Source organism: Pseudonocardia tropica, from assembly GCF_040105315.1.
Classification (GTDB): domain Bacteria; phylum Actinomycetota; class Actinomycetes; order Mycobacteriales; family Pseudonocardiaceae; genus Pseudonocardia; species Pseudonocardia alni.
The window spans coordinates 145,692-169,659 of record NZ_JBEDNP010000010.1; the positions used below are offsets into that span (position 1 = coordinate 145,692).

The window sequence follows — 23,968 nt, forward strand, 5'->3', positions numbered from 1 at the left end:
AACAAACCCTGGACCGGGGACGCCGCCGGGAGCATGCTCGCCGGAGCCGCCCCCACACCTCCAGGAGCAGACGATGGCCGTCCCCGCCCCGACCCCCGCCGACAGGTTCTCCTTCGGACTGTGGACCGTCGGCTGGACCGCCGCCGACCCGTTCGGCGCCCCGACCCGCCCGGCGCTCGACGTCGTCGAGGCGGTCGAGCGGCTCGCCGAGCGCGGCGCGTGGGGCCTGACCTTCCACGACGACGACCTGTTCGGTTTCGCCCCCCGGGCGCGCGCACCGCGACCGGCAGATCGCCCGGCTGCGCGAGGCGTGCGCGGCCACCGGCATGACCGTCCCGATGATCACCACGAACCTGTTCTCGCACCCGGTGTTCAAGGACGGCGGGTTCACCTCCAACGACCGGACCGTGCGGCGGCTCGCGCTGCGCAAGGTGCTGCACAACGTCGAGCTGGCCGCCGAGCTCGGCGCCCGTACCTTCGTCCTCTGGGGTGGGCGGGAGGGCTCGGAGTACGACTCGGCCAAGGACGTCCGCGCCGCTCTGGACCGCTACCGCGAGGCGATGGACCTGCTCTGCGGGCACGTCCTGGAGCAGGGCCACGACATCCGGTTCGCGATCGAGCCCAAGCCGAACGAGCCCCGCGGCGACATCCTGCTGCCCACCGTCGGGCACGCGCTGGCCTTCGTCGAACGGCTCGCCCACCCCGAGCTCGTGGGCGTCAACCCCGAGGTCGGGCACGAGCAGATGGCCGGGCTCAACATGGCGCACGGCGTCGCCCAGGCGCTGTGGGCGGGCAAGCTGTTCCACATCGACCTGAACGGCCAGCGCGGCGTCAAGTACGACCAGGACCTCGTGTTCGGCCACGGCGACCTGCTGAACGCCTTCGCCCTGGTCGACCTGCTCGAGACCGCGGGCTACGATGGCCCTCGCCACTTCGACTACAAGCCCTCGCGCACCGAGGACGTCCGCGGCGTGTGGGACTCCGCCGAGGCGAACATGCGGACCTACCTGCTGCTGCGCGAGCGGGCGGCGGCGTTCCGGGCCGACCCCGAGGTCGTCGCCGCGCTGGAGGAGGCCGGGGTGCCCGCGCTGTCCGAGCCGACCCTGGACGCCGGGGAGACCGCGGCGGACCTGCTCGCGGACCCGGCGCTGGACGCCGTCGACCCGGACGCGCTCGGGCGTCGCGGGTACGGCTTCGTCCGGCTGCACCAGCTCGCGTGTGAGCACCTCGCCGGGGCACGCTGACCCCGTGCCCGAACGATCTCCACGCCCGCAGGCCCCGCCCGCGCGTCCACCGGCGGTGCGCCGGCACAACCTCGGCCTGCTCCTGGGGGCGCTGCGGGCGGCGCCGTCGTCGCGGGCGTCGCTCGCCGCGGCGACCGGGCTGACCCGCGGCACCGTCGCGGGGCTGCTGGACCCGCTGGTCGCCGCGGGTGTGCTCGCGGAGGGGGAGCCGGACCGCAGCGGGGTCGGTCGGCCCGGGACGCCGCTGGCGTTCGCCGGCACCGGGCCCGTGGTGCTGGCCGTGTCGGTCGAGGTCGACGGCGTCGACGCGCTGGTCACCGGGTTGGACGGGCAGGTGGTGCACCGGTCGCGCCGGCGCCGCGACCACCGCGGTCTCGACCCGGACGCGGTGTTCGGGCGGGCCGCGCGGACCGCGGCGAACCTGGCCGCGCGTACCGGTCGACCGGTCGCCGGGGCGGGGATCGCCGTCCCCGGACCGGTGCACGGCGCGGACGGTGCGGCGGTGCTGCTGCGTGCCCCGAACCTGCCCCGGCTCGACGGCTGCCGCCCCGCCGAGCACGCCGGTGCGCTCGGCGGGATGCCGCTGCTTGTCGGCAACGAGGCCTCGCTCGGGGCGCTCGCGCACCTGGGGCAGGCCGACGACTTCGTCTACGTCTCCGCCGACGTGGGGATCGGCGGCGGGATCGTCGTCGGCGGGCGGGTGCTGCCCGGTGCCCGCGGCGTCGCCGGGGAGATCGGGCACGTCGTGATCGAGCGCGACGGGCGACGCTGCGGCTGCGGCGGCACCGGCTGCGTCGAGGTCTACGCGGGCCTGCCCGCCCTGCTCGGCGACGCGGGCTGCGCCGACGTCGCGGCGCTGCGGTCCGCCGTCCGCGCGGGGGACCCGGCCGCGACGGGGGCGCTGGCCCGGGCCGGCGCCGCGCTCGGGACGGCGCTGACGTCGGTGCTCCACGTCGTCGACGTCGGCACCGTCGTCCTCGGTGGCTGCTACGCCGGGCTGGGCACCTGGCTGGTCCCCGCGGTGCACGCGGAGCTGGTGCGCCGCGGGGTCGCGACCGAGCCGGACGTCGCCGTGCTCGTGTCCCCGCACGGCCGGGCGGCCACCGTCACCGGGACCGCCCGCGCCGTCGCCGACCGGGTGCTGGGCGAGCCGGACCTGCTGCTCGCCGGCTGAGCCCGCCTCAGGCCAGCACCCAGGTGTCCTTCGCCCCGCCGCCGCGCGAGGAGTTCACGATCATCCCGCCGGGCGGGGCGACCCGCGACAGCGCCGCGGGCAGCACGTCGACCTCGGGCACCCCGCCGGCGCCGGTGGACTGCACCGCGAAGACCCGCAGGTCGACGGCCTGGGGCTGCAGGGCGCCGTCGGTGAAGGTGGGGTGGGTGGAGATCCCGACGAGGTCCTGGGCGACCCAGCCGGCCGGGGTGTCCCGGATCGCCGCGGCCACCCGGTCCAGCTCGGCGCGACCGGCGTGCGGGCCGATCACGATCCCGGCGCCGCCGTAGCCGTCGACGGGCTTGAGCACCAGCCGGTCGAGCCGGTCCAGGACCTGTTCGCGGGCGGCCGGGTCGACGCAGGGCAGTGTCGGCACCGAGGCCAGCACCGGTTTCTCGCCGAGGTAGTAGCGGATCATCTCCGGCACGTAGGCGTAGACGAGCTTGTCGTCGGCGACGCCGTTGCCGGGCGCGTTGCGCAGCGCGACCCGCCCGCGGGCCATCGCCGCCCACAGCGCGCGGCCGAGCGGCCGGTGGTCGGCGCCGCGGGCGGTCGCGAGCTCGTTCTCGTCCATCCGGCGGTAGAGGGTGGTGATCCGGCGCCGCCGCCCGCCGCCGACGAGGAACAGCGCGCCGTCGGTGACCTGCAGCCGGGCCGGGGTCACCAGCGGGACGTCCATCGCCTCGGCGAGCAGCCGGTGCTCGAAGAACGCCGGGTCCACCTCGCCCGCGGTCAGCAGCGCGGCCTCCCCGTCGGGCCCGTCGGGGTCGCCCGCCGCGAGCGCCGTGCGCAGCCGGTCCGGCACGTCGTCGAGGTGGCGCACCTCCGACGGTGACTCCAGGTCGGGCAGCACGCTGCGGATCAGCCGCCGGCTCATCATCGAGAACCCGATGCCCGACGGGACCCGGAGGTTGTCCTCCAGCACGACCCAGCCGTCGGCGTCGTCGCGGACCAGGTCGATGCCGCCGACGGCGATCCGCACCGCGTCCGGCGGCACCAGCGCGCCGGACCGGGTGCGGCCGGGCGCCTGCTCGACCACCGACGCCGGGACGACCCGGTCGCGCACGATCTCGCGGCGGCCGTAGACGTCGCGGACGAAACACTCCAGGGCCCGGATCCGCTGCTCCAGCCCGGATGCCAGGTGCGTCCAGTCCTGCGCCTCGATGATCCGCGGCACCAGGTCCAGCGGGAACAGCCGCTCGCCGTCGTCGCCGGGCTCGACACCGGGCACCGGGAAGGTGACCCCGCGGGCGCGCTGCTCGGTGCGCAGGGCGTTCTCCGCCGCGGCCAGCCCGCGCGGGCCGAGCCGCTCCAGCGACCGGAACAGCCAGCCGTAGCCGGGCCGGACGGCACCGGTCGCGTCGACGGCCTCGTCGTAGCGGGGCGGGACGTAGCCGTGCAGCAGCTCCGGCGCGGACGGCACGGTCTCCGCGGGTGCCGACGGCGGCCGCTCGCCGTACGTGCGGGCCAGCAGGTCGTCGACGACGTCGGCCAGCGACCCGCGACGCCCGAACGCCCGCCGCTGCGCCGCCGCGCCCGACCCCCGGGCCAGGACGCCCTCGGCCAGCTCGGTGACCTGCTCGTGGTCGCCGACCTCCTCCAGCCACGGCCGCAGCTCCTCGACCAGCGCGCGCAGCTGCACCGACGGGGAGCTCAGCGTCGGGGGACCGCCGGGGGCCCGGCCGATCTCGACGAGGTCGCCCTCCAGCCCGGACCGCGCGGCCCGCCACCCGGCGGCACGCAGCAGTTCGTGCCGGGCGCGGGGCAGCGGCCTGCCCGCCTCGGTGTCGGGCACGGGCGACCAGGGCGCGGAACAGCCCCGCGACCAGCACGACGTCGTCGACGTCGGGGCAGGCGTCGCACAGCCGCAGCTCGACCGTCGGCAGGTGCGCGCTGGGGCGGACGTCGAAGTAGAGCATCCCGGCGTCGCTGATCGTCCCGGACGCGATGAGCTCGTCGATCATCGTGTCGTACTCGGCGGCGGTGGTGACGTCGCCGGGCGGTCCGGCGGTGGGCCAGCGCTGCCAGATCATGCTGCGGTAGCTGGCGTAGCCGGTGTCGTGGCCGCGCCAGTACGGCGAGCTGGCGGTGATCGCGAGCAGGGTCGGCAGCGCGGGGGAGACCCGGCGCGAGACCTGCACGGCGGTGTCGCGGTCGGGGACGTCGACGTGCACCTGCACCCCGCAGATGTGCTGCTCGCGCACCAGCATCTGGTACTCGTGCTGCATCCGCTCGTAGCGGGCGCCGGCGGAGATGTCGTCACCGGACAGGTCGACCAGTGGCACCGTCCCGGCCGCGACGACACCCAGCCCCAGCGGTTCGGCCGCCTCGCGCAGCCGGGTACGCAGGCGTCGCACGTGGGTGCGCAGCTCGTCCAGCGACGGCGTCGCGGGCGAGTTGGTCTCGACCAGCGACCGTTGCAGCTCGGGGAAGAACTCGGCGCCGTCCAGGTGCTCCAGCAACCGTTCCGCGTCGGGCGCGGCCCGGCGGTCGGCCAGGCCGACCACGTGGAACTCCTCCTCGACCCCCACCAGCGGCACGTTCCCCACGGCCGGTGACGCTAGGTGCCCGCTGTTACGTCCGTGTGTCCCGCGGCGATCGCGCCCGACGCCACTCCGTCCACTGGTCCGTACGGCGGTACCCGGACGTCTGTCCGGACCAGTTCCCATCTGGTGTTCTCGCTACCGTGTCCGGATCCGCCGACCCCACGGAGCCGCTCATGACCGCCGGCCGCCGCGCGCGGGCCCTGGTCGCTCTCGTCCAGGTGCTCGGGCTCGCCGTGTGGTTCTCCGCGTCCGCGGTGCTGCCCGAGCTGCGCGCCGAGTGGGACCTGTCCGCGACGGCCGGGGTGTGGCTGACGACGTCGGTGCAGCTCGGTTTCGCCGCCGGCGCGGTCGTCTCGGCGGTGCTGACCCTCGCCGACCGGGTCCCGCCGCAGCGGCTGCTCGCGGGCGGTGCGGCCGCGGCCGCGTCCTGCACGCTGCTGCTCGCCGCCGTCGTCGACGGTCCGGTGGCCGCGCTGGTGCTGCGGACGCTGACCGGGGTGTGCCTCGCGCTCGTGTACCCGGTCGGCATGAAGATCATGACCTCGTGGTCGGACCGGTCGCGCCGGGCCCGCGACCTCGGGGTGCTGGTCGGGGCGCTGACCGTCGGGTCGGCGCTGCCGCACCTGATCGGCGGGCTTCCCTGGCTGCCGTGGCGCGGGGTGCTCGCCGGCGCCGCGCTGTGCGGTTTCGCGGCCGCCGCCCTGGCCCGCTGGTGCCTGCGCCCCGGCCCGGCGCTCGCCCCGGCCCCGCCCCCGGACACCGGCTACGCGCTCCGGCTGCTCCGCGAGCCCGGCCCGCGGCTGGTCGTGCTCGGCTACCTCGGGCACATGTGGGAGCTGTACGCGCTGTGGACCTGGCTGGGTGCCGCGCTCGCCGGCGGGGACCCCGGCCCGTCGGAGCACCTGCTGGTGTTCGTCGCGGCCGGGCTGGGCGGCGCCGCCGGCTGCGTGCTGGGCGGCCGCGCCGCGGACCGCTACGGCCGCGTCCCGGTGATCGCGACGTCGCTGCTGGTCAGCGGCGTCTGTTGTGCGGTGTCCCCGTTCGTGCTCGGCGCAGCGCCCCTGCTGGTGAGCGCGTTCTGCGTGCTGTGGGGCGCGGCCGCCGTCGCCGACTCCGCGGTCCTGACGACGGCGACGATCGAGGTCGCCGACCCCCGCTACACCGGCACCGCCCTGACCGTGCAGACCGCACTGGGTTTCCTGCTCACCGTCGCCGGAATCGCGACGGTCCCGGTGGTCGCGGCCGCGGTCGGATGGCAGACGGCGCTCGTGGTGCTCGCCGTCGGACCGGCGCTGGGGCTGCCCGCGGTGCTCGCACTGGGCCGATACCTGCCCGCCGCGCTCCCCTCCCCGTCCCCCTCGGCCCCGTCCCTCTCGGCCCCGTCGCTCTCGGCCGCACCGGCGGACGCGCCGACCGTCGAGCTCCCGCGGATCGCGATGGACGACCGCCCGACGGCGCCACTGCCCCGCGTCGTGGACGGGCCGCCGACCGTGGAGCTGTACCGCCTGCGCCGGGCGGCGGGACCGGACCCCTCCGGGTTCGCCGACCGCCTCGCGCGGGTGCTGTCCGACCGGTCCCCGGCCTCCGCCCCACGGACCGCGGCCCCGCCGAACGCCGCCCCACGGACCGCGGCCCCGCCGAACCCCGCCCCACGGACCGTGGCCCCGTCGAACGCCGATCTGCCGACGGCGGCCCCGCCGAACGCCGCTCTGCCGACGGCGGTCCCACCGGGGTCCGGCGCCGGCGCGGTTCCCCGGCGGCGGGGCCGACCGGGCGGATGACCTCGGAGCAGCTCATCGCGTGAACGGTTCCGCCGCCGGCCACCGACGATGGAGCAGTGCGGCCGACCGGTGCAGCTGACCACCGCCGACGGACCCACCGCGGCCGCGGGCAGGGAATCTGCTGATTCGCTTACCGGGTAAGCGAATCAGCAGAAAGAGGGTACTCGCCGGGCGGCACCGGCGACGCCGGCGCATGACGATCTGCACCATCGCTCGCGGCTCGCGGCTCGCGGCTCGCGGCTCGCGGCTCGCGGCTCCGCGGTTCCGCGGTCGGCATGCGGCGGTCGACGGGCCCTCGGGGCGTGGAAATCGCTTACCGGGTAAGCGAATTCGCAGAGGGAACCCCTGGATCCACGCAGCCGGAGGCTCGGCCGGCCCGAGCGATCCGCAGCAGGTCCGCGTGCTGTGCCGCCGCCTCGTCGGGCGACAGGGGATCGCCGTGCCCCGGGACGAACACCCGTGTCCCGGTGGCGGGGGGCGCGGCGCCGACGTCGAGCAGCAGACCCACGGCGGCCGCCCAGTCCCGGCGGTAGGAGTCCGGTCCGAACGACGGCGGTGCCCCGTTCTCCAGCAGGTCCCCGGCGAAGAGCACGCCCGCGTCCGGGACGTGGACCGCCAGGTCGTGTCCGGTGTGCGCGGGGCCGGGGTGCACGAGCTGCACGACGCGTCCGCCCAGGTCGAGCGGGTGCACCGAGCCCGGGCGGGGGCAGACCGGGCGGTCGGGGAGGACGGGCACGGTGGCGGCGAGCGCATCGGCCGTCGCGGCGGCCCCACGGCTGCCGGTGTCCCCGGAGCTGCCGGTGTCCCCGGCGTCACGGTAGTGCCGGGTCCAGTGGGCGCGCTGGGCGGCGGCCGTCGCCAGGAGTGCGCCCGCGCAGCCGGCCTGGGCGTACACCGGGGCGCCGGGGAACGCGGCGGTGCCGAAGCAGTGGTCGAAGTGGGCGTGGGTGAGGGCCACGACGACCGGTAGGGCGGTCACCGCGCGCACCGCTGCGGCGAGTTCGGCGCCCTGGGCGGTGTCGCCGCGGGTGTCGATCACCAGGGCCGCGGACGTGCCGAGCACGAGGCCGGTGGTCAGGTCGAGCTCGTCGTGGCGGCGGGCGAGCACCCCGTCGGCGAGCTCGAGCCAGCGCCCGTCCGAGCGCTGCCCGTCCGAGCGCTGCCCGTCCGCCAGCTGCTGGTGCGACCGCTGCCCGTCCACCCGGTGATCCTCGCGCTCAGACCGCGATCGCGGTGGACCGGCCCAGGGCGTCGGTGCCCGGACCGAGCAGCTCCGCGGTCCCGCGGGCCACGCGCTCCGCGGTCCAGGCGCAGGCGAGTGCGTCGAGGACGTCGTCGAGCCGGGCGGCGGTGGGCAGGTCACCGAGCGCCGCGGCGGAGGGGACCCACTCCGAGAGCGCCGCGACCCGCTGGCCCGCCCCGCGCGCGGTCTTCTTCGACGCGAACGCGCACGACGGCGCCATCGTCCGGAACGTCAGCTCCGGGTGCGCCTCGACCACCGACGACGGCAGCCGTACCTGCTGGAACTCGCGGATCCTTCCGACGATGTGCCAGGTCTGCAGGCTGATCTTCTTCCCGGTGACGGCCTGGGCGGCGGCGCAGGCCTCGTCGTAGGAGCCCGCGTCGAGCACCGGGGCGGGCGGGGTCGGGAACAGCGACGACCGCGACCGGCCCAGCCGCGCCGACGCGAGGAGCTCGGCCTCGCGCCGCTGCGCACCGGCCGGGACCGACAACGGGATGTCGACCCCGACGGCGTCGCACCCGGCCGTCGCGGCGAGCACCGACGCCGCGTCGGGGACCACCGTCCACGTCACCTCGCGTGCCCGTCCGGTGCCGAAGAGCACGCACACCACCCAGCCACCCGGGACCCCGTCCACGCCGCTGATCCGCATGGGGGAGGATCGTGCCCCGTGCGCGTCTACCTGGGCAGTGACCACGCCGGTTTCGAGGTCAAGGGCAAGCTCGTCGAGTACCTGACCGAGCAGGGGATCGAGGCGATCGACGTCGGGGCCCCGACCTACGACGCCCTCGACGACTACCCCGCCTGGTGCATCGAGACCGCGCGGCGCGTGGTCGAGGACCCGGAGTCCCTCGGCATCGTGCTGGGCGGATCCGGCAACGGCGAGCAGATCGCCGCCAACAAGGTGCAGGGCATCCGCGCCGCGCTGGCGTGGAACGAGGCCACCGCGAAGCTCGCCCGCGAGCACAACGACGCCCAGGTCATCGGCGTCGGCGCGCGGCAGCACAGCTTCGCCGACGTCGTCGCGATCGTCGACGCCTTCCTGGCCACCCCGTTCTCCGGCGACGCGCGCCACCAGCGGCGCATCGACCAGGTCCTCGACTACGAGCGGACCGGCGAGATCGAGCTCCCCGCGTCCTGACCCCCGAGTCCTGACCCGGAGCCGAGATGCCCGAGGGACACACGCTGCACCGGCTGGCGCGGCTGCACCGCAGGCTGTTCGTGCGCCGGCCGGTCGGCGTGTCCAGCCCGCAGGGCCGTTTCGCCGCCTCCGCGGCGCTGCTCGACGGCGAGGTGATGACCGGGGCCGAGGCCCACGGCAAGCACCTGTTCCACCGCTACGGCCGCGACCGCGTCGTGCACGTCCACCTCGGGCTGTACGGCACGTTCGTCGAGGCGCCGCTGCCCGCACCGGAACCGGTCGGGCAGCTGCGGATGCGGCTGGTCGGGCAGACCCACTACGCCGACCTGCGCGGTCCGACCGCCTGCGAGCTCCTCACCTCGGCCGAGGCCCGCGCCCTGCGGGCCCGGCTGGGTGCGGACCCGCTCCGGCCCGACGCCGACCCGGACGCGGTCTGGGCCCGGCTCTCGGCCTCGCGCAGCCCGCTCGCGACGCTGCTGATGGACCAGAAGGTGCTCGCCGGTGTCGGGAACGTCTACCGCGCCGAGGTGCTGTTCCGGCACGGTCTGGACCCGCAGCTCCCGGGCCGGTCGCTGGACCGGGAGACGTGGGACGCGATGTGGGCCGACCTGGTCGTGCTCATGCGCGACGGCGTGCGAACCGGCCGCATCGACACCGTGCGCCCCGAGCACGACCCGCGCCGGCGCGGGCAGGCAGGGCGCAAGGACCGGCACGGCGGCGAGGTCTACGTCTACCGCCGCACCGGGATGGACTGCCTCGTCTGCGGGACGCCCGTACGGCACGCCGAGCACCAGAACCGCAACCTGTTCTGGTGCCCGCGCTGCCAACCGGCAGCCACCTAGCGAGGCGGCCTAGGGTGGCGGCCGTGGTGGAGCAGAAGCCGATCGAGTGCTGGATGACCGACATGGACGGCGTCCTCGTCCGCGAGGGCAGCATCGTCCCGGGTGCGGACACTCTGCTGTCGCGGCTGCGCGACAACGGCGTCCCGTTCCTGGTCCTGACCAACAACAGCATCCACACCCCCCGCGACCTGCGGTACCGGCTGCAGGCCAGCGGCCTCGACGTGCCGGAGGAGTCGATCTGGACCTCCGCGATGGCCACCGCCGCGTTCCTCGGCGAGCAGCGCCCGCAGGGCAGCGCCTACGTGATCGGCGAGGCCGGGCTGACCACCGCGCTGCACGACATCGGCTACGTCATCACCGACCGCAACCCCGACTACGTCGTGCTCGGCGAGACCCGGACCTACAGCTTCTCCTCGATCGCGACGGCGATGCGCCTGGTCGAGCAGGGGGCCCGGTTCGTCGCCACCAACCCCGACGCGACCGGCCCGTCGCCGGAGGGGATCCTGCCCGCCACCGGCTCCGTCGCCGCGATGATCTCCAAGGCGACCGGGGTCGACCCGTACTTCGTCGGCAAGCCGAACCCGCTGATGATGCGGGCCGCGCTCAACCGGCTCGGCGCGCACTCGGAGTCCACGGTGATGATCGGCGACCGGATGGACACCGACATCCTCGCCGGTCTCGAGGCCGGGATGCGCACCGTGCTGGTGCTCTCCGGCATCACCAGGGAGCACGAGATCGACCGGTTCCCGTTCCGCCCCAACCGGGTCGTCTCCTCGGTCGCGGACCTGGTCGACGACGTCTGATCCCGCCCCGGACCGGCCGGGTTGCGAACTACACGGTTGTGGTTCACCCTCGAACACATGTACGGAGAACTGGTGTCCTGGCAGCGGTGCGCCGGCTGCGGCGCGGAGGCCGAGCTCCCCGGTGACGAGACGGCGGGCGTCGCCGTCCCGTGTCCGGACTGCACCGGCTCGATGACCGAGGAGTTCAGCTGGGACGCGGTCGCGGCCTGAGCGGCCCGCTCAGACCTTGAACCCCAGCGCGCTGGGCTCGCCCCGGCGCAGCGCCGCGACGTGCTCGACGACCGTGGTCAGCGAGTGCAGGTCGTGGCCGTTGCGCATGGCCGAGACCAACGCGCGCTCGGCGGCCTCGATGCCCTCGGCGGTGTCGACGACCTCGGCGAGCCGGTCCGGTGCGGCGATCAGCAGGCCGTCGTCGTCGCCGCACACCAGGTCGCCCGGGCTCACGACGAGCCCGCCGAACGACACCATCTCGTCGACGGTCCCCGGGTCGCTGGTGCTGCCCGAGGCCGGGCAGGTCCCGCGGGCGAACACCGGCAGCCCGATCCCGCGCAGCCCGCGGACGTCGCGGACCAGCCCGTCGACGACGATCCCGGCCAGCCCGCGCCGCTTCGCCTCGGTCGCGAACAGCTCACCGGACACGGCGCGGTGACCACCGGCCCCGGCGACCACGAGCACCGAGCCGGGCCGGGCCGCGGACAGCGCCGCGAACATCGGCAGGTGGTCGTCCACACAGGACACCGTCACCGCGGGCCCGGCCATCGAGACGTCCGGGACCAGGGCCCGGATCGCGGGGTCCACCACGGGCAGCGACGTGTCGGCGTCGCAGATGGAGGACACCTGCAGCTCGCGCAGACGGTCCAGGAGGTCGGTCATGGACGTCATCCTGTCGCACCGTCCGCCGTTTGCGCGTGCTGGTGCCGCTGACCGACCCGCCGGAGGTGCCGCCGGCGCCGGCGTGGAAGGCCGGTGCGGTGGCCCCGGTACCGGCGGCGCTGCCGGAGGCGGCCGGTGTGGGTGGGGCGGTCGTGCGGGGTATCGGGTCGGTCTGACAGTCTTCCCGTGCGGGTGTCGCGGACCAGCGGCGGCGGACAGGGAGTACGGGCACGGTGACCACGGGTAGCGACGGCGGACGCTCCTCCACCTGGTGCCCACCCGGGCGGGCGGTCACGGTCGGCGGGGTGACCGTGCGTGACGGCGGCTTCTACCTCGGTCCGGGGCCCGAGCCGTCGACGGTCGACCCGTACCTCACCGTCGACCTGCAGTTCCCGGACTGGGACGGCCACACCGTCGGTGCGCCGGCCTACGACCGGTTCTCCCCGGCGGCCCGCGGCGCCTACCTGATGTGGCTCGCGACCGGGCGCCGCGCCGCTCAGGCGCCCCCGGCGTGGGCGGCGCTGTACCTGCTCGGGCTCGAACGGCGGCTGCTCGTCGACGGCGACGACGACCCGACCCTGCTCGCCGAGGCCCGTGCGCTCGGCGCGATCTACGGCGCCACCGATCCCTCGGTCGCCGCGCTCGCCGCCGGGCTGGCACAGCCGCCGCGGGGCACGCCCCCGCCGCCGACGGTGCCCTTCCCCGCGGCGTTCCCCTCGATGCTCGCCGTCGAGGTGGGACGACAGGCGCTGGCCGCCACGCCGCTGTCGGCCGAGTGGGCCCTGGCCTGGGCGTGGTACTCGCCGGAGGTGCCCCACGGCGAGGCCGCCCGACGTGCCCCGGAGCAGTTCGCCGAGCTGTGGCGCCACCACTTCCGGGCCCGCCACCCGCACGGCCTCACGATCCCGACGCGGCGCCGGCGGCTGGTGCTGGAGTACGTCCCGGCCAACCCGACCCTGCCGCGGCCGATCGAACGCACGGTGGCCGATGCGTCCGACGTCGTCGACCACCCGGTCGCCCTCGCGGCCCTGCGCGCGGTCACCGCCGAGGTCGAGCGGGAGCTCGCCCCGTTCGCGCACCGGGTCGCCCGCAGGCCGGACAGCGCGACCGACGTGGCCGCCCAGGCGGCACTGCTGCCCGAGCCGCTGCTGTCGGGCAGTGGCGCCTACGCCGCGGTCGTGCCGCTGCTGGACTGGGCGGCCGAGGCGGTCGCCGCCGGCGGCCCGGTCGTCGTACACGCGGCGGAGCTGGCGCAGCGGTGGTCCGGTGAGCTGGACCGGGCCGGTTCGCTCGCGCTCGCGCAGGTGCTGGAACGGCGTGGCCTCGGCGTCGAGCCCGACGTCCGGTTCGGCGGCGGCCCGCTCGGCGACGACGGTCCGGCCGTCCTGTTCCGCACCGGTGCCGAGCCGGTGTCGGCTCCGGGCCCGGCCTACGTGCTGGCCGCGGTCGCCACCGAGCTCTGCCTCGCGGTCGCCGCGGCCGACGGGCGGATCGACGACGCCGAGGTCGAGCTGCTGACCGACCGGGTCGACCGGATCGAGGAGCTGAACGCCTCCGAACGGGCCCGCCTCGGTGCCCACCGTGTCCTCGTCGGCGAGCGACGGGTGGACCTGGACGAGGCGACCGTCCGCGCCGCCGCGCTGGACGCGGGATCCCGTCGGGAGCTGGCCGGGGCGGTCATCGACGTGGCGCTGGCGGACGGGGCGATCGGGCCCGACGAGCTGCGGGTCGTCGTCGCGGTGCACGAGGTGCTGGGGGTCGCCGCGGACGACCCGCGGCTGGTCGCCACCACCGCCTCGCCCGCCCCGGCTCCGGCAGCCGCCCACGAACCGGCGGTGCCGGAGGACCCCGACGGACCCGCCGCCGAGCCCGACGGCCCCGCGTCCGACCCGACCCCGTCCGGGGCGGCAGCGGGGACGGTGGACGCGCCCGCCGCCTCCGCGCCCGTGGACGACGCGCCCGTGGACGACGCGCCGCGGGACCGCGAGGCCGACATCCCGGAGCCCGGGAGCGCGACGCCCGGCCGTCCTGCGCCCGCGGACACGACGTCCGGCGGCCCGACGCCGGGGGACACCGGGCCCGACGGCCCCGTCCCCGGGCCCGACGGCCCCGCCCCCGGCGGACGTGCTCCCGAGGGCGTGCCCCCGCGACCCAGCCCACGTCCCGAACCCCCCGGCGCGCCGGGGACGTCCCGGCCCGACCCGGTGGTCGTCGTGCCCGCACCGCGTACGGTCTCGCTCGACGAGGCCCGCCTGGCCCGCACCCAGGCCTCGAACGCGGACGTCCGAGCCCTGCTCGGCGCGATCTTCGCCGACCCCGACGAGGACGAGTCCGAGGAGCCCACCGAGGCCGCGACCGGCGACGGAGCCGCGCCCGGCCCGGTCGTCGACGGCCGTCGCGTCGGCCCGCTCGACGGCAGGCACTCGACGCTCCTGCTCGACCTCGCCGAGGCGGGCGAGTGGTCCCGGTCCGACTGGGAGGCGGCCTGCGCCCGCGTCGGCGTCCTGCCCGACGGCGCTCTCGACGTCGTCAACGAGGCCGCCCACGACCTCGCCGACGACGTCGTCATCGAACTGCTGGACGACGGCTCCGTCGTCGTCGACACCGACATCCTGGAGGAGATGCGCGCATGACCCGACCGGCACGGATCAAGGCCCGCGACCGCGACGCGCTGATCCAGTCCCTGCGGGCCGGCGTGGTCCCACGGACCGGACAGCACCTGATCCAGGTCGGCCGCGCGCCCGAGCTGCAGGCGTTGCTGGCCGACATCGGCCGGATCTCCGACGGTGGGTCCGCGGTCCGGTTCGTGATCGGCGACTACGGCTCGGGCAAGACCTTCTTCCTCAACCTCGTGCGCGCCGTCGCGGCGCAGAAGAAGCTGGTCACGCTGCACGCGGATCTGAACCCGGGGCGGCGGCTGGCGTCGACGGGGGGCCAGGCCCGCGGCCTCTACACCGAGCTGATGCGCAACACCGGCACCCAGGCCCGGTCCGACGGAGCGCTGGCCGCGGTCGTCGAGCGGTTCGTCACCCAGGCCATGGACGCCGCCCGCGAGCAGGGCACCACCCCGAGCACGGTGATCCGGGCCCGGCTCGACGAGCTGACCGAGCTGGTCGGCGGCTACGACTTCGCGATCGTGATCGACGCGTACTGGCGGGGCCACGACACCGACGACGACGCCCTGCAGGCGCACGCCGTGCGCTGGCTGCGGGGCGAGTACTCGACCAGGACCGAGGCGAAGGCCGACCTCGGCGTGCGCACGATCGTCGACGACGCGTCGTTCTACGACCAGCTCAAGCTGCTCGCCCGGTTCGTCCGGCTCGCCGGCTACCAGGGGCTGCTGGTCTGCCTCGACGAGATGGTCAACCTCTACAAGATCGCGCACAAGGGCGCCCGCGAGGCCAACTACGAGCAGATCCTGCGGATCGTCAACGACGTCCTGCAGGGCAACGCCGAGGGCCTCGGCTTCGTGTTCGGCGGCACCCCGGACTTCCTCACCGACTCCCGGCGCGGCCTGTACTCCTACGGCGCGCTCGCCTCGCGGCTCGGGGAGAACCGGTTCTCGACCTCGGACCTCGTCGACTACTCCGGCCCGGTGCTGCGGCTGGAGCAGCTCACGCCGGAGGACTTCCACGTGCTGCTGGAGAACGTCCGGCACGTCTACGCCTCCGGGGACCCGGCGAAGTACCTCGTCCCCGACGAGGCCGTCGACGCGTTCATGGCGCACTGCCGCCGCCAGATCGGCGACGCCTACTTCCGCACCCCGCGGAACACGATCAAGGCCTTCTGCGACCTGCTGTCCCTGCTCGAGCAGAACCCGGGACGGGACTGGCAGGAGGTCCTGGGGCACACCGCCGTCGTCGTCGAGGAGAACCCCGACCTCACGCCCCTGGAGGACGACGATGACCTCGTCAGCTTCTGACTCGGCCTACGCCCGCCTCGCCGAGCCGGTCCGCCGCTGGATCCACGGCCAGGGCTGGGAGGGTCTGCACGACGTGCAGGCCCGCTCGGTCGAGCCGATCCTGGCCGCCGGGCCCGACGTCCTGATCACCGCGTCGACGGCCGGGGGCAAGACCGAGGCGGCCTTCCTGCCGGTGCTCTCGCACCTGGTGGAGCGCCGCGAGGCGGGCACGCCTCCCGGTGGCGTCGAGGTGCTGTACCTGTCACCGCTCAAGGCGCTGATCAACGACCAGCTGCGACGGCTGGAGCCGCTGGGGGAGGAGCTGGGGATCCCGGTGCACCCGTGGCACGGGGACGTCCCGGCCGGGCGCCGGAAGAAGGTGTGGCGGGACCGGGCCGGGGTCCTGCTGATCACCCCGGAGTCGGTGGAGGGCATCCTCTGCCACCGCGGGGAACGGGCGAAGTCGCTGCTCGGGGACCTGCGGTTCATCGTGGTCGACGAGCTGCACGCGTTCCCGGGCAGCGCCCGGGGCGCGCAGCTGTCCTCGCTGATGCACCGGGTGGACCTGCTGGCGCGCCGACGGGTCCCGCGGATCGGGCTGTCCGCGACCGTGGGGAAGCTCGACGCCGCCGCCGAGTTCCTGCGTCCCGGCCTCGGCGGCCGGGTGCAGGTCGTGGAGTCGACCGTCGACGGGCGCGACCGCCGGACCCGGATCCACGGCCACCTCACCACCCGTGGAGCCGGTGGCTCGTCGGCCGTGGCGCGCCGGCTGCACACCCGGTTCCGCGGGTCGACGAACCTGGTGTTCGCCAACGCCCGCAGCGACGTCGAGTACTACGCGGACCGGCTGCGGCAGGAGTGCGAGCGCACCGGGACCCCGAACGAGTTCTTCGCCCACCACGGCAGCCTGTCCAAGGTCGAGCGCGAGGACGTCGAGGAGCGGCTGCGCTCTACCGACCTCCCGGCCACGGCGGTCTGCACCTCGACGCTGGAGATGGGCGTCGACATCGGCCAGGTCCGCGAGGTCGCACAGGTCGGGCCGCCCCCGTCGGTCGCGGCCCTGCGACAGCGGTGGGGTCGGGCCGGCCGGAGACCGGGGGACCGCTCCGTCCTGCGGACCTACGTCGCCGAGAACGAGCTGGCCGACGATCCCGAGCCGGTGGACGAGCTCCGTCCGCAGCTCGTGCAGACGGCCGCGATGCTGCGCCTGATCCGGGTGCACGACTGGTGTGAGCCCCCCGAGCACGGCGGCCTGCACCTCTCGACGATCGTCCAGCAGGTCCTGTCGCTGACCGCCCAGTTCGGCGGGGTGCGGCCCGGGCAGGCCGAGTCCGCGCTGTGCTCGCGCGGGCCGTTCCGCCGGGTCGACGGCGAGACCTTCCATCGGCTGCTCGACGCCCTGCACGACGCCGACATGCTGATGACCGCGGGCGACGGCACGCTGCTCCCCGGCGGCCGGGGCGAACGGGAGATCGAGCACTACTCCTTCCTCGCCGCCTTCGACACCCCCGCCACGTACCGCGTCGTCGCCGCCGGGCAGGAGATCGGCTCGGTCGACGCCGGGTCGCCGCTGGTCCCGGACTCGAACCTGGTCCTGGCCGGACGGCGCTGGCGGGTGGTCGCGGTGTACCCGGGGGAGTCGGTGGTCGAGGTCGTCCCCGACAGCCGCGGCTCGGTCGCGAGCTTCCCGCCGACCGGCGCCGCCCGGGTCCACGACCGGGTCCGCGAGGAGATGCTGGAGGTCTACCGCGGTGAGGACGACGGCATCGCCGACCTCCTCGACGACCCGGCCCGCGATCTCCTCGACACCGCACGGCGGGCGTTCGACCGCCTCGGCCTGCGCGACACCGACCTGATCCCACGCGGCACGTCCACGCTCGTCCTCCCGTGGCGCGGCGACCGGATGCTCGACACCCTGCTGGTGGCCCTGCACCAGCGCGGGCTGCGGGCGGGGCGGGAGGGTCCCGCCCTGCGGGTCTCGGCGCCGCTGCCGCAGGTCGAGGACGCGCTCGCCGCGCTCGCCCACGCCCCGGCGCCCGACCCGGTCGACCTCGCCGCGACGGTGGCGGCCAAGGCCGAGGAGAAGTGGGACGAGGTCCTCTCGCCCCGCCTGCTCGACCAGGCCTACGCCGCCCGGGCGCTCGACGTCGACGCGGTGTGGAGCTGGCTGCGCACCCGCACCCCCGCCCCGCGCCCCGTCCCCGCCGAGGCCGCGGTCGCGCTGCCGGTCGAGGAGCCCACGACGGTGCTCACGCTGTCCGGTGCCGGGGCGATCCCGGCCGGGACGGGCTACGCCGTCGTCGACGTCGAGACCACCGGCCTCGCACCGAGCAGCGGGCACCGGATCGTCGAGATCGCCGTGGTGCGCTGCCGAGCCGACGGCACCGTCGAGGACGAGTGGCACACCCTGCTCGACCCGGAGCGCCACCCCGGCCCGGCGCGGGTCCACGGGCTGCGCCCCGCCGACCTGGCGGGTGCCCCGCGGTTCGCCGACATCGCGGGCGACCTCGCCGAACGCCTGTCCGGCCGGGTCGTCGCCGCCCACAACGCGAGCTTCGACCTGCGGTTCCTGACCGCCGAGTTCGAGCGCGCCGGCCACACTCCACCGGCGTGGCCGGCGCTGTGCACCATGCGGCTGCTGGACCGGCTACCGGAGGTTCCCGGGCGCACCGGGCGGCGGCTGCCCGACGCCTGTGCCTCCTACGGGGTCCCGCTGCGCGCCGCGCACAGCGCCGCGGGGGATGCCCGCGCCACCGCGGGTCTGCTCGCCGCCCAGCTCGCCGCGGCCGGGCACACCGACCCGGCGGGGCTCGGCGCCCGGCCCGTGGTGGTGCCCGCGTCGTGGACGCCCGCACCGCCGTCGGGCCGCGTGCTGCACCGCAGCGGGTCGGACCCCGCCGCGGACGCGCGCACCGGTGCCGGTGTCTGGCCGGACGCGGCGAGCACCGCCTACGCCGAGGCCGTCGCCCGTGCCCTCGACGACGGCGAGGTCACCAGCGCCGAGACCGACCAGCTGATCGAGGTGGCCCGGCTCTGGGCCGTCGGCGACGGCGTCGTCGCGACGGTGCACGACCGGCTCACCGCCGGGCGGGACCTGTCGGCGGAGAGCCGGCGCCACCTCGACGTGGTGTCCCGCAGCCGGGTGCTCGCGGCCTGACCGGCCGCGGCCGTCTCGCCGCGCGCACCTCACCGGGGTTCTCCTCCCGCCCCGGACGCCCCGGTCCCGCCGCGACACGCCGGGGCCCGCGACACGCCGGTCACGGATTCACCCCCGCGAGTGGTCGGCCCCTGCGCACGGTCCGGTCGGCCGGTCACCCTTCGCATCGACCGCCCCGGACGTGGGGACGCAGGGTGTCCGGCGTCCTGGGAGAACCGGTTCCGTCCGTTTCACACCACACTTCCGATACCGGTGGTGACCGGGTCACCCGTTGGTGTCGCGGCCGTATCCCCGCCGGTGAGCGCCTGCCTACTGTCCGCTTGCCGCGACGCACAGGCGTCCCGGTGGTGCTCACGGGAACCGTGCGGCACGTCCGTCCCACCGGACACGATCGGGGAGAACGACATGCGCAGGAAGCTCGCGGTCACCGGCGTCGCCGTCATCGCCACCATGGTGGCCCTCAGCCCGCTGGCGTCGGCTGCGCCCGCGACCCACACCGACGACGACGGCGACGGCGACTCGTTCGTCCAGGACGTCGGCAACACGCGCGGCGACCAGTTCGGCCTGGTGAACCTCGACGACGTCAACGTCCTCAACAACGCCAACGTCTGCCCGGGCGTCAACGCGGCCCTGGGCAACGTGCTCGGGGTCCTCGGTGGCGGGGCGGCCCAGAACCGGGACAACCCCACGAAGTGCGACTGACCCGCACACGCCTCCGCCCCCCGCACCCCGCCGCCACGGGGTGCGGGGGGCGGTTCCGTCTCCGGGGCCGGCCGGGCCGTCGGCCTCAGTGGAAGACGTAGTCCGACGGCTCGACGCGGCGGGTGCGCTCGTCGTACTCGCGCATGTAGCCGGGCCAGTTGGTGACGATCCGCCCGGTGTCGTCGCGGTACCAGGAGTCGCAGCGGGTCCACGCGGTGCCGGGGAAGCGGGCCTGGACCTCCTCGTCGTAGGCCTGCTCGACCTCGGGGCGGACCTCCACACCGGACGCGCCGCGGCGGGCCGCCTCCTGCAGGGCCTCGCGGACGTAGCGGACCTGGTGCTCCAGGTACCGGATGATCGAGCCGCCGGAGGTGTTGGTGTTCGGGCCGTAGAGCACGAACAGCGACGGGAACCCGGGGACGGTCATGCCGAGGTAGGCGTGCGCGCCGTCCTTCCACTCGGTACGCAGCGACCGTCCACCCGGGCCGCTGATCTCCATCGGGAACATGAAGTCGGTCGCGGCGAACCCGGTGCCCCAGATGATCGTGTCGACCTCGTGCAGCGTGCCGTCCTCGGTGCGCACCCCGGTCGGCTCGACGGCGACGATGCGCGACGTCTCGACCTCGACGTTGGGCCGCTGCAGCGCGGGCAGCCAGTGCGAGCTGAACAGGATGCGCTTGCAGCCGAAGGTGTAGTCCGGCCAGACCTTGCGGCGGACCTCGGGGTCGCGCAGCTGGGCCCGCATGAACAGCGTCGCGTAGAGCCGCCCCGGCCGGCCCCAGGTGGCGGGGTGGCGGATCATCAACGTCAGCGACTCGCAGTACCCGGTGATGAACCGGCGCCGGGCCCGCTGCAGGCCGGGCACCCGCGCGATCGCGGCCCGCCACCACGCCGGGAACCTCCGGTTCCGCCGCGGCAGGAACCAGTTCCCGGACCGCTGGAACACCGTCATGTGCCCCACCTCGGGGGCGATCGCCGGCACGAACTGCACGGCACTGGCGCCGGTCCCGATCACGGCGACGCGGCGTCCGCGCAGGTCGTGGTCGTGGTCCCAGCGCGCGGAGTGGAACATCGTCCCGGTGAACGAGTCGACGCCGGGCAGGTCGGGGGACACCGGCCGGTTCAGCTGACCGGTCGCGACGATCAGCACGTCGGGGGTCCAGGTGCGGCCGTCGTCGGCGGTGACCGTCCACGGTCCGTCGGCCTCGTCGCGCCGGGCGTCGACGATCCGCACACCGGTCCGCACCAGCTCGTCGACCCCGAACTCGGCGGCGACACCGCGCAGGTAGGCCAGGATCTCGGGCTGCGGGGAGCAGAGCCGCGACCAGTCGGTGCGCTGGGCGAACGAGTACGAGTAGAGGTGGCTCGGCACGTCGCAGGCGGCGCCCGGGTAGATGTTGTGCAGCCACGTACCGCCGATGCCCTCGGCGGCGTCGACGATCGTGACGTCGCGGATGCCGTGGGCCCGCAGCTCGATCGCGGCGGCGATGCCGCCGAACCCGGCGCCGACCACGAGAACGCTCGGTGCGTGCACGGGACCTCCCTGTCTCCGGAATGCAGCAGCGATCACCGTAGCGACGCGGCCCGGGGCCCCGGGTGCCCGTCCCGGCCCGTGCGGGCCGTCTCCGACCTCACACGACGGGGCCGTGCGGCCCGGCCCGCGGCGGAGCACAGTGGAGGGTGAACGGCCGACACCGGGCCGGCCGGGAACGGAGCACCGTGATGAGCACCGTCGTCGTCGGCGTGGACGGATCGGACGCGGCCCTGGACGCCGTCGCGTGGGCGGCCCGCGAGGCCGCGGCCCGGCATGCCGACCTGCTGCTCGTGCAGGCCTTCGACGTGGCCGGGCTGTACGCGGACGCCGCCGTCGCACCCCTGCTCGACGACGTCGAGGAGTCGATCCGCGAGGAGTCCCGCGCGACCCTCGACGCGGCCCGGCACGCCGCCGCGCAGGCCGCACCCGAGGTCGCGGTCGACGTCGCCGAGGACCGGCGGGCGCCGTCGACGGCGTTGGTCGATCGGTCCGCCACGGCGGAGCTGCTGGTGCTCGGGTCCGCCGGGCGCGGGACGATGGGCACCGCGCTGGGGTCGGTGACCCTCGCCGTGGCCTCGCACGCGGGCTGCCCGGTCGTCGTCGTCCGCGGTACGTCGTCCGACGGGCCGGTCCTGGTCGGGATCGACGGCGGTCCGCTGTCCGACGTCGCGCTGGAGCACGCCTTCGCCGCGGCCGCCGAGCACCGCACCGGGCTGGTCGTCCTGCACGCCTGGCACGACGGCCGGTCCCCGGCCCTGCGCGCGACCGGTGCGTTCGACCGGCTGCGCGACGCCGAGGAGCGGGCGCTGGCCGAGCGGCTCGCCGGCTGGTCGGAGCGCTATCCCGACGTCGCCGTCGAGCGGGTGATCGAGCGCGCCGAGCCGGGACGGGTGCTGGCCCAGCGCAGCGGGGCGGCGCGACTGGTCGTCGTCGCCACCCGGGGGCGGGGCGGGTTCACCGGGCTGCTGCTCGGCTCGACCGGGCTCGCGCTGGTCCAGCGCGCGGACTGCCCGGTGATGCTGGTCGGGCCCGCCGCGACGGCCTGAGCGGCTACGACCGGTGCGCGGGGTCCAGCGCGGCGGTGAGCGCGGCGACGGTGACGTCGCCGCGGTACTGCTCGCCGTTGACGAACAGGGTCGGCGTGCCGCGCACGCCCGAGCGCACCGCCGCGTTGAACCCGGCCTCGACCCGGTCCTCCGCCAGCCGCGTCGCCGGCCAGACGACCCGGTCCGGCCGCACCCCCGCGGCGACGGCGTGCTCCCGCAGGTCGTCCTGGCGCAGCCGCGGCGGACCGGGGGCGAACAGCGTGTCGTGCATCTCCCAGAACCGGCCGTCGAACCCGGCCATCTCCGCGGCGAGGGCGGCCGCGATGGCGTGCGGGTGCACCTCGTGCAGCGGGAAGTGCCGGAACGCGAACCGCAGCCGCCCCTCGAAGCGGTCGCGGACCGTCTCCAGCACGGGTGCGGCGTCGCGGCAGTAGGGGCACTCGAAGTCGCCGTACTCCACCAGCGTCAGCTCGGCCTCGGGCGGGCCCAGGACGTGGTCGTACGGTCCGACGGGCGGATCCAGGCTGATGGCGGCCTCCTCGTCGCGTCCCGCGACGGGCGGGGCAGGATCTGCACATGGCGGTGGTGACCCTAGCCGAGCGCGGCGACCTCTCCGATGCCGCGCGGCGGTTCCTCGGGACCGAGTCCGGATCGGCGGTCCTGCTGGTCGGGGCGGCCGTCGTCGCGCTGCTGTGGGCCAACCTCGGCGTCGGCTACGAGACGTTCTGGCACACCCCGCTGGCCGTGTCGTTCGGCGGGTCCGCGCTCGACCTGGACCTGCGGCACTGGGTCAACGACGGCCTGATGGTGCTGTTCTTCCTCTCCGTCGGGCTCGAGATCGCCCGCGAGACGACGCTGGGCGAGCTGCGCGGGTTCCGCGCCCTGGCCGCACCGGCCGCGGCCGCACTCGGCGGGCTCGTCGTGCCCGCGCTGTTCTTCCTCGCGCTCAACGCCGGCGGCGAGGCGGCGGGCGCCTGGGGCATCGCGATCTCCACCGACACCGCGGTCATGCTGGGCGTGCTCGCGCTGCTCGGGCCGCGCTGCCCGGACCAGCTGCGCGTGTTCCTGCTGGCACTGGCCATCGTCGACGACATCGGCGCGGTGCTGGCGATCGCGCTGTTCTACACCGACGAGGTCGACCTGCTCGCGCTGCTCGTCGCCGTGGTGCTGCTCGCCGGGCTGCTCGCGCTGCGCTGGGTGCGGTTCTGGCGGACGCCGTTCTACGCCGTCGTCGGGATCCTGTGCTGGGTCGCGGTGCTGCGGTCGGGGGTGCACCCGAGCGTCGTCGGCGTCGCGCTCGGGCTGCTGGTCAACGCCTACGCCCCGCGCCGCACCGAGATGGTCGAGGCCGTCCGGATCGGGAAGAACTTCCTGCTCGACCCCACTCCGGAGCGGGCCCGCACCGCCCGCGCGGTCGCGGTCGCCGCCGTCTCCCCGAACGAGCGGCTCCAGCAGGCCATCCAGCCGTGGAGCAGCTACGTCATCGTGCCGCTGTTCGTGCTCGCCAACGCCGGGGTGGTGCTCTCCTCGGAGACCCTGTCGGCCGCGGCGACGTCGATGCTCACCTGGGGCATCGTGCTCGGCCTGGTCGTCGGCAAGCCGATCGGCGTCGCCGCCGCGACCTGGATCGCGCTGCGCACCGGGCTGGGCCGGGTGCCCGACACGCTGCGCTGGGGCCAGCTCATGGGCGGTGCCGCACTGTCGGGCATCGGGTTCACCGTCGCCCTGTTCGTCACCGAGCTCGCGCTCACCGACGAGCTGCTCGTCGCCGAGGCGAAGATCGGGATCCTGACCGGGTCGGTGCTGGCCGCGCTGTCGGGCTGGCTGGTGTTCCGGCTGGCGGGGGAGCGGGGCGGGCAGTGCGCGCCGAGCGGCCTGCCGACGCTGCCGCCGCGGCCGTGGCGGCCGGCGGACTGACCTGCGTGGTTCCACGGAGGCCCGGCGA

At 75.5% G+C, this 23,968-nt stretch carries 19 protein-coding genes and 2 pseudogenes; 14 read left to right on the forward strand and 7 right to left on the reverse strand.

Annotation, left to right across the window (positions count from 1 at the left end; translation table 11 throughout):
* Positions 1–73 precede the first annotated feature (73 nt).
* Positions 74–1,244, forward strand: a pseudogene (xylA, locus tag WHI96_RS17965) (xylose isomerase).
* Between the two features lie 4 nt (positions 1,245–1,248).
* Positions 1,249–2,418, forward strand: a complete 1,170-nt coding sequence (locus tag WHI96_RS17970) for an ROK family protein (protein WP_345644220.1) — start codon at positions 1,249–1,251, stop codon at positions 2,416–2,418.
* A gap of 7 nt (positions 2,419–2,425) precedes the next feature.
* Here the strand turns inward: WHI96_RS17970 and WHI96_RS17975 are convergent, their stop codons facing one another.
* Together WHI96_RS17975 and WHI96_RS17980 are read right to left on the reverse strand one after the other, a co-directional pair.
* Positions 2,426–4,252 carry a circularly permuted type 2 ATP-grasp protein gene (locus WHI96_RS17975; RefSeq protein ID WP_345644218.1) on the reverse strand — a complete coding sequence of 609 codons (1,827 nt, stop codon included), beginning with the start codon at positions 4,250–4,252 and terminating at the stop codon, positions 2,426–2,428.
* Positions 4,221–5,126, reverse strand: a pseudogene (locus WHI96_RS17980) (carboxylate-amine ligase); the annotation flags it as partial. The gene WHI96_RS17975 and the pseudogene WHI96_RS17980, both read right to left, overlap by 32 nt.
* A gap of 50 nt (positions 5,127–5,176) precedes the next feature.
* Here WHI96_RS17980 and WHI96_RS17985 point away from each other — a divergent pair.
* On the forward strand, positions 5,177–6,784 hold the full coding sequence (locus WHI96_RS17985) for an MFS transporter (protein WP_345644216.1): 1,608 nt from the start codon (positions 5,177–5,179) through the stop codon (positions 6,782–6,784).
* Between the two features lie 313 nt (positions 6,785–7,097).
* Here the strand turns inward: WHI96_RS17985 and WHI96_RS17990 are convergent, their stop codons facing one another.
* Entirely contained in the window at positions 7,098–7,985 is an 888-nt protein-coding gene (locus WHI96_RS17990; protein ID WP_345644214.1) for an MBL fold metallo-hydrolase, read from the reverse strand.
* A gap of 16 nt (positions 7,986–8,001) precedes the next feature.
* Entirely contained in the window at positions 8,002–8,676 is a 675-nt protein-coding gene (locus WHI96_RS17995; protein WP_345644212.1) for a DUF429 domain-containing protein, read from the reverse strand.
* 18 nt (positions 8,677–8,694) lie between these two features.
* Between WHI96_RS17995 and WHI96_RS18000 the strand changes: the two genes are divergently transcribed.
* The 4 genes from WHI96_RS18000 (at position 8,695) to WHI96_RS18015 (ending at position 11,020) form a co-directional block, all read left to right on the forward strand.
* Positions 8,695–9,165, forward strand: coding sequence for a ribose-5-phosphate isomerase (locus WHI96_RS18000; RefSeq protein WP_345644210.1), 471 nt, complete (start codon positions 8,695–8,697; stop codon positions 9,163–9,165).
* A 26-nt stretch (positions 9,166–9,191) separates the two neighbouring features.
* Positions 9,192–10,007, forward strand: a complete 816-nt coding sequence (locus WHI96_RS18005) for an Fpg/Nei family DNA glycosylase (RefSeq protein WP_345644207.1) — start codon at positions 9,192–9,194, stop codon at positions 10,005–10,007.
* Positions 10,008–10,069: 62 nt separating this feature from the next.
* Positions 10,070–10,810, forward strand: coding sequence for an HAD-IIA family hydrolase (locus WHI96_RS18010; protein ID WP_345644590.1), 741 nt, complete (start codon positions 10,070–10,072; stop codon positions 10,808–10,810).
* A 57-nt stretch (positions 10,811–10,867) separates the two neighbouring features.
* A complete protein-coding gene (locus WHI96_RS18015; RefSeq protein ID WP_345644205.1) occupies positions 10,868–11,020 on the forward strand; it encodes a hypothetical protein in 153 nt (50 codons plus the stop codon).
* A gap of 9 nt (positions 11,021–11,029) precedes the next feature.
* Here WHI96_RS18015 and WHI96_RS18020 read toward each other — a convergent pair whose 3' ends face one another.
* The gene (locus WHI96_RS18020; RefSeq protein WP_345644203.1) at positions 11,030–11,683 is read right to left on the reverse strand and encodes an RraA family protein; all 654 of its coding nucleotides are present in this window, start codon (positions 11,681–11,683) and stop codon (positions 11,030–11,032) included.
* Between the two features lie 29 nt (positions 11,684–11,712).
* Here WHI96_RS18020 and WHI96_RS18025 point away from each other — a divergent pair, with 29 nt between their 5' ends.
* The 5 genes from WHI96_RS18025 (at position 11,713) to WHI96_RS18045 (ending at position 19,443) form a co-directional block, all read left to right on the forward strand.
* A complete protein-coding gene (locus WHI96_RS18025; protein WP_345644201.1) occupies positions 11,713–11,859 on the forward strand; it encodes a hypothetical protein in 147 nt (48 codons plus the stop codon).
* 57 nt (positions 11,860–11,916) lie between these two features.
* Positions 11,917–14,316, forward strand: coding sequence for a TerB N-terminal domain-containing protein (locus WHI96_RS18030; RefSeq protein WP_345644199.1), 2,400 nt, complete (start codon positions 11,917–11,919; stop codon positions 14,314–14,316).
* Positions 14,313–15,605: an ATP-binding protein gene (locus WHI96_RS18035; RefSeq protein ID WP_345644196.1), complete on the forward strand. Its 1,293-nt coding sequence runs from the start codon at positions 14,313–14,315 to the stop codon at positions 15,603–15,605. The genes WHI96_RS18030 and WHI96_RS18035 overlap by 4 nt, the downstream gene beginning before the upstream one ends.
* On the forward strand, positions 15,586–18,741 hold the full coding sequence (locus tag WHI96_RS18040; protein WP_345644194.1) for a DEAD/DEAH box helicase: 3,156 nt from the start codon (positions 15,586–15,588) through the stop codon (positions 18,739–18,741). The genes WHI96_RS18035 and WHI96_RS18040 overlap by 20 nt, the downstream gene beginning before the upstream one ends.
* Positions 18,742–19,146: 405 nt before the next feature.
* A complete protein-coding gene (locus WHI96_RS18045) occupies positions 19,147–19,443 on the forward strand; it encodes a hypothetical protein (RefSeq protein WP_345644190.1) in 297 nt (98 codons plus the stop codon).
* Positions 19,444–19,528: 85 nt separating this feature from the next.
* Here the strand turns inward: WHI96_RS18045 and WHI96_RS18050 are convergent, their stop codons facing one another.
* The gene (locus tag WHI96_RS18050; protein WP_345644187.1) at positions 19,529–20,977 is read right to left on the reverse strand and encodes a flavin-containing monooxygenase; all 1,449 of its coding nucleotides are present in this window, start codon (positions 20,975–20,977) and stop codon (positions 19,529–19,531) included.
* A gap of 188 nt (positions 20,978–21,165) precedes the next feature.
* Between WHI96_RS18050 and WHI96_RS18055 the strand changes: the two genes are divergently transcribed.
* A complete protein-coding gene (locus WHI96_RS18055) occupies positions 21,166–22,023 on the forward strand; it encodes a universal stress protein (protein WP_345644184.1) in 858 nt (285 codons plus the stop codon).
* Positions 22,024–22,027: 4 nt separating this feature from the next.
* Here WHI96_RS18055 and WHI96_RS18060 read toward each other — a convergent pair whose 3' ends face one another.
* Positions 22,028–22,552, reverse strand: a complete 525-nt coding sequence (locus WHI96_RS18060; RefSeq protein ID WP_349302418.1) for a DsbA family protein — start codon at positions 22,550–22,552, stop codon at positions 22,028–22,030.
* 47 nt (positions 22,553–22,599) lie between these two features.
* On the opposite strand from WHI96_RS18060, the gene nhaA reads away from it, so the two are divergent.
* Positions 22,600–23,940, forward strand: coding sequence for a Na+/H+ antiporter NhaA (nhaA, locus tag WHI96_RS18065; RefSeq protein WP_345644181.1), 1,341 nt, complete (start codon positions 22,600–22,602; stop codon positions 23,938–23,940).
* The last annotated feature ends 28 nt before the right edge of the window (positions 23,941–23,968 follow it).

What these genes read in the sequence shown, in the direction of transcription:
- WHI96_RS17985 (WP_345644216.1), top strand. Translation starts at nt 5,177, where the DNA reads ATGACCGCCGGCCGCCGCGCGCGGGCCCTGGTCGCTCTCGTCCAGGTG.
- WHI96_RS17995 (WP_345644212.1), bottom strand. Translation starts at nt 8,676, where the DNA reads ATGCGGATCAGCGGCGTGGACGGGGTCCCGGGTGGCTGGGTGGTGTGC.
- WHI96_RS18005 (WP_345644207.1), top strand. Translation starts at nt 9,192, where the DNA reads ATGCCCGAGGGACACACGCTGCACCGGCTGGCGCGGCTGCACCGCAGG.
- WHI96_RS18010 (WP_345644590.1), top strand. Translation starts at nt 10,070, where the DNA reads ATGGACGGCGTCCTCGTCCGCGAGGGCAGCATCGTCCCGGGTGCGGAC.
- WHI96_RS18015 (WP_345644205.1), top strand. Translation starts at nt 10,868, where the DNA reads ATGTACGGAGAACTGGTGTCCTGGCAGCGGTGCGCCGGCTGCGGCGCG.
- WHI96_RS18020 (WP_345644203.1), bottom strand. Translation starts at nt 11,683, where the DNA reads ATGACCGACCTCCTGGACCGTCTGCGCGAGCTGCAGGTGTCCTCCATC.
- WHI96_RS18035 (WP_345644196.1), top strand. Translation starts at nt 14,313, where the DNA reads ATGACCCGACCGGCACGGATCAAGGCCCGCGACCGCGACGCGCTGATC.
- WHI96_RS18040 (WP_345644194.1), top strand. Translation starts at nt 15,586, where the DNA reads ATGACCTCGTCAGCTTCTGACTCGGCCTACGCCCGCCTCGCCGAGCCG.
- WHI96_RS18045 (WP_345644190.1), top strand. Translation starts at nt 19,147, where the DNA reads ATGCGCAGGAAGCTCGCGGTCACCGGCGTCGCCGTCATCGCCACCATG.
- WHI96_RS18055 (WP_345644184.1), top strand. Translation starts at nt 21,166, where the DNA reads ATGAGCACCGTCGTCGTCGGCGTGGACGGATCGGACGCGGCCCTGGAC.
- nhaA (WP_345644181.1), top strand. Translation starts at nt 22,600, where the DNA reads ATGGCGGTGGTGACCCTAGCCGAGCGCGGCGACCTCTCCGATGCCGCG.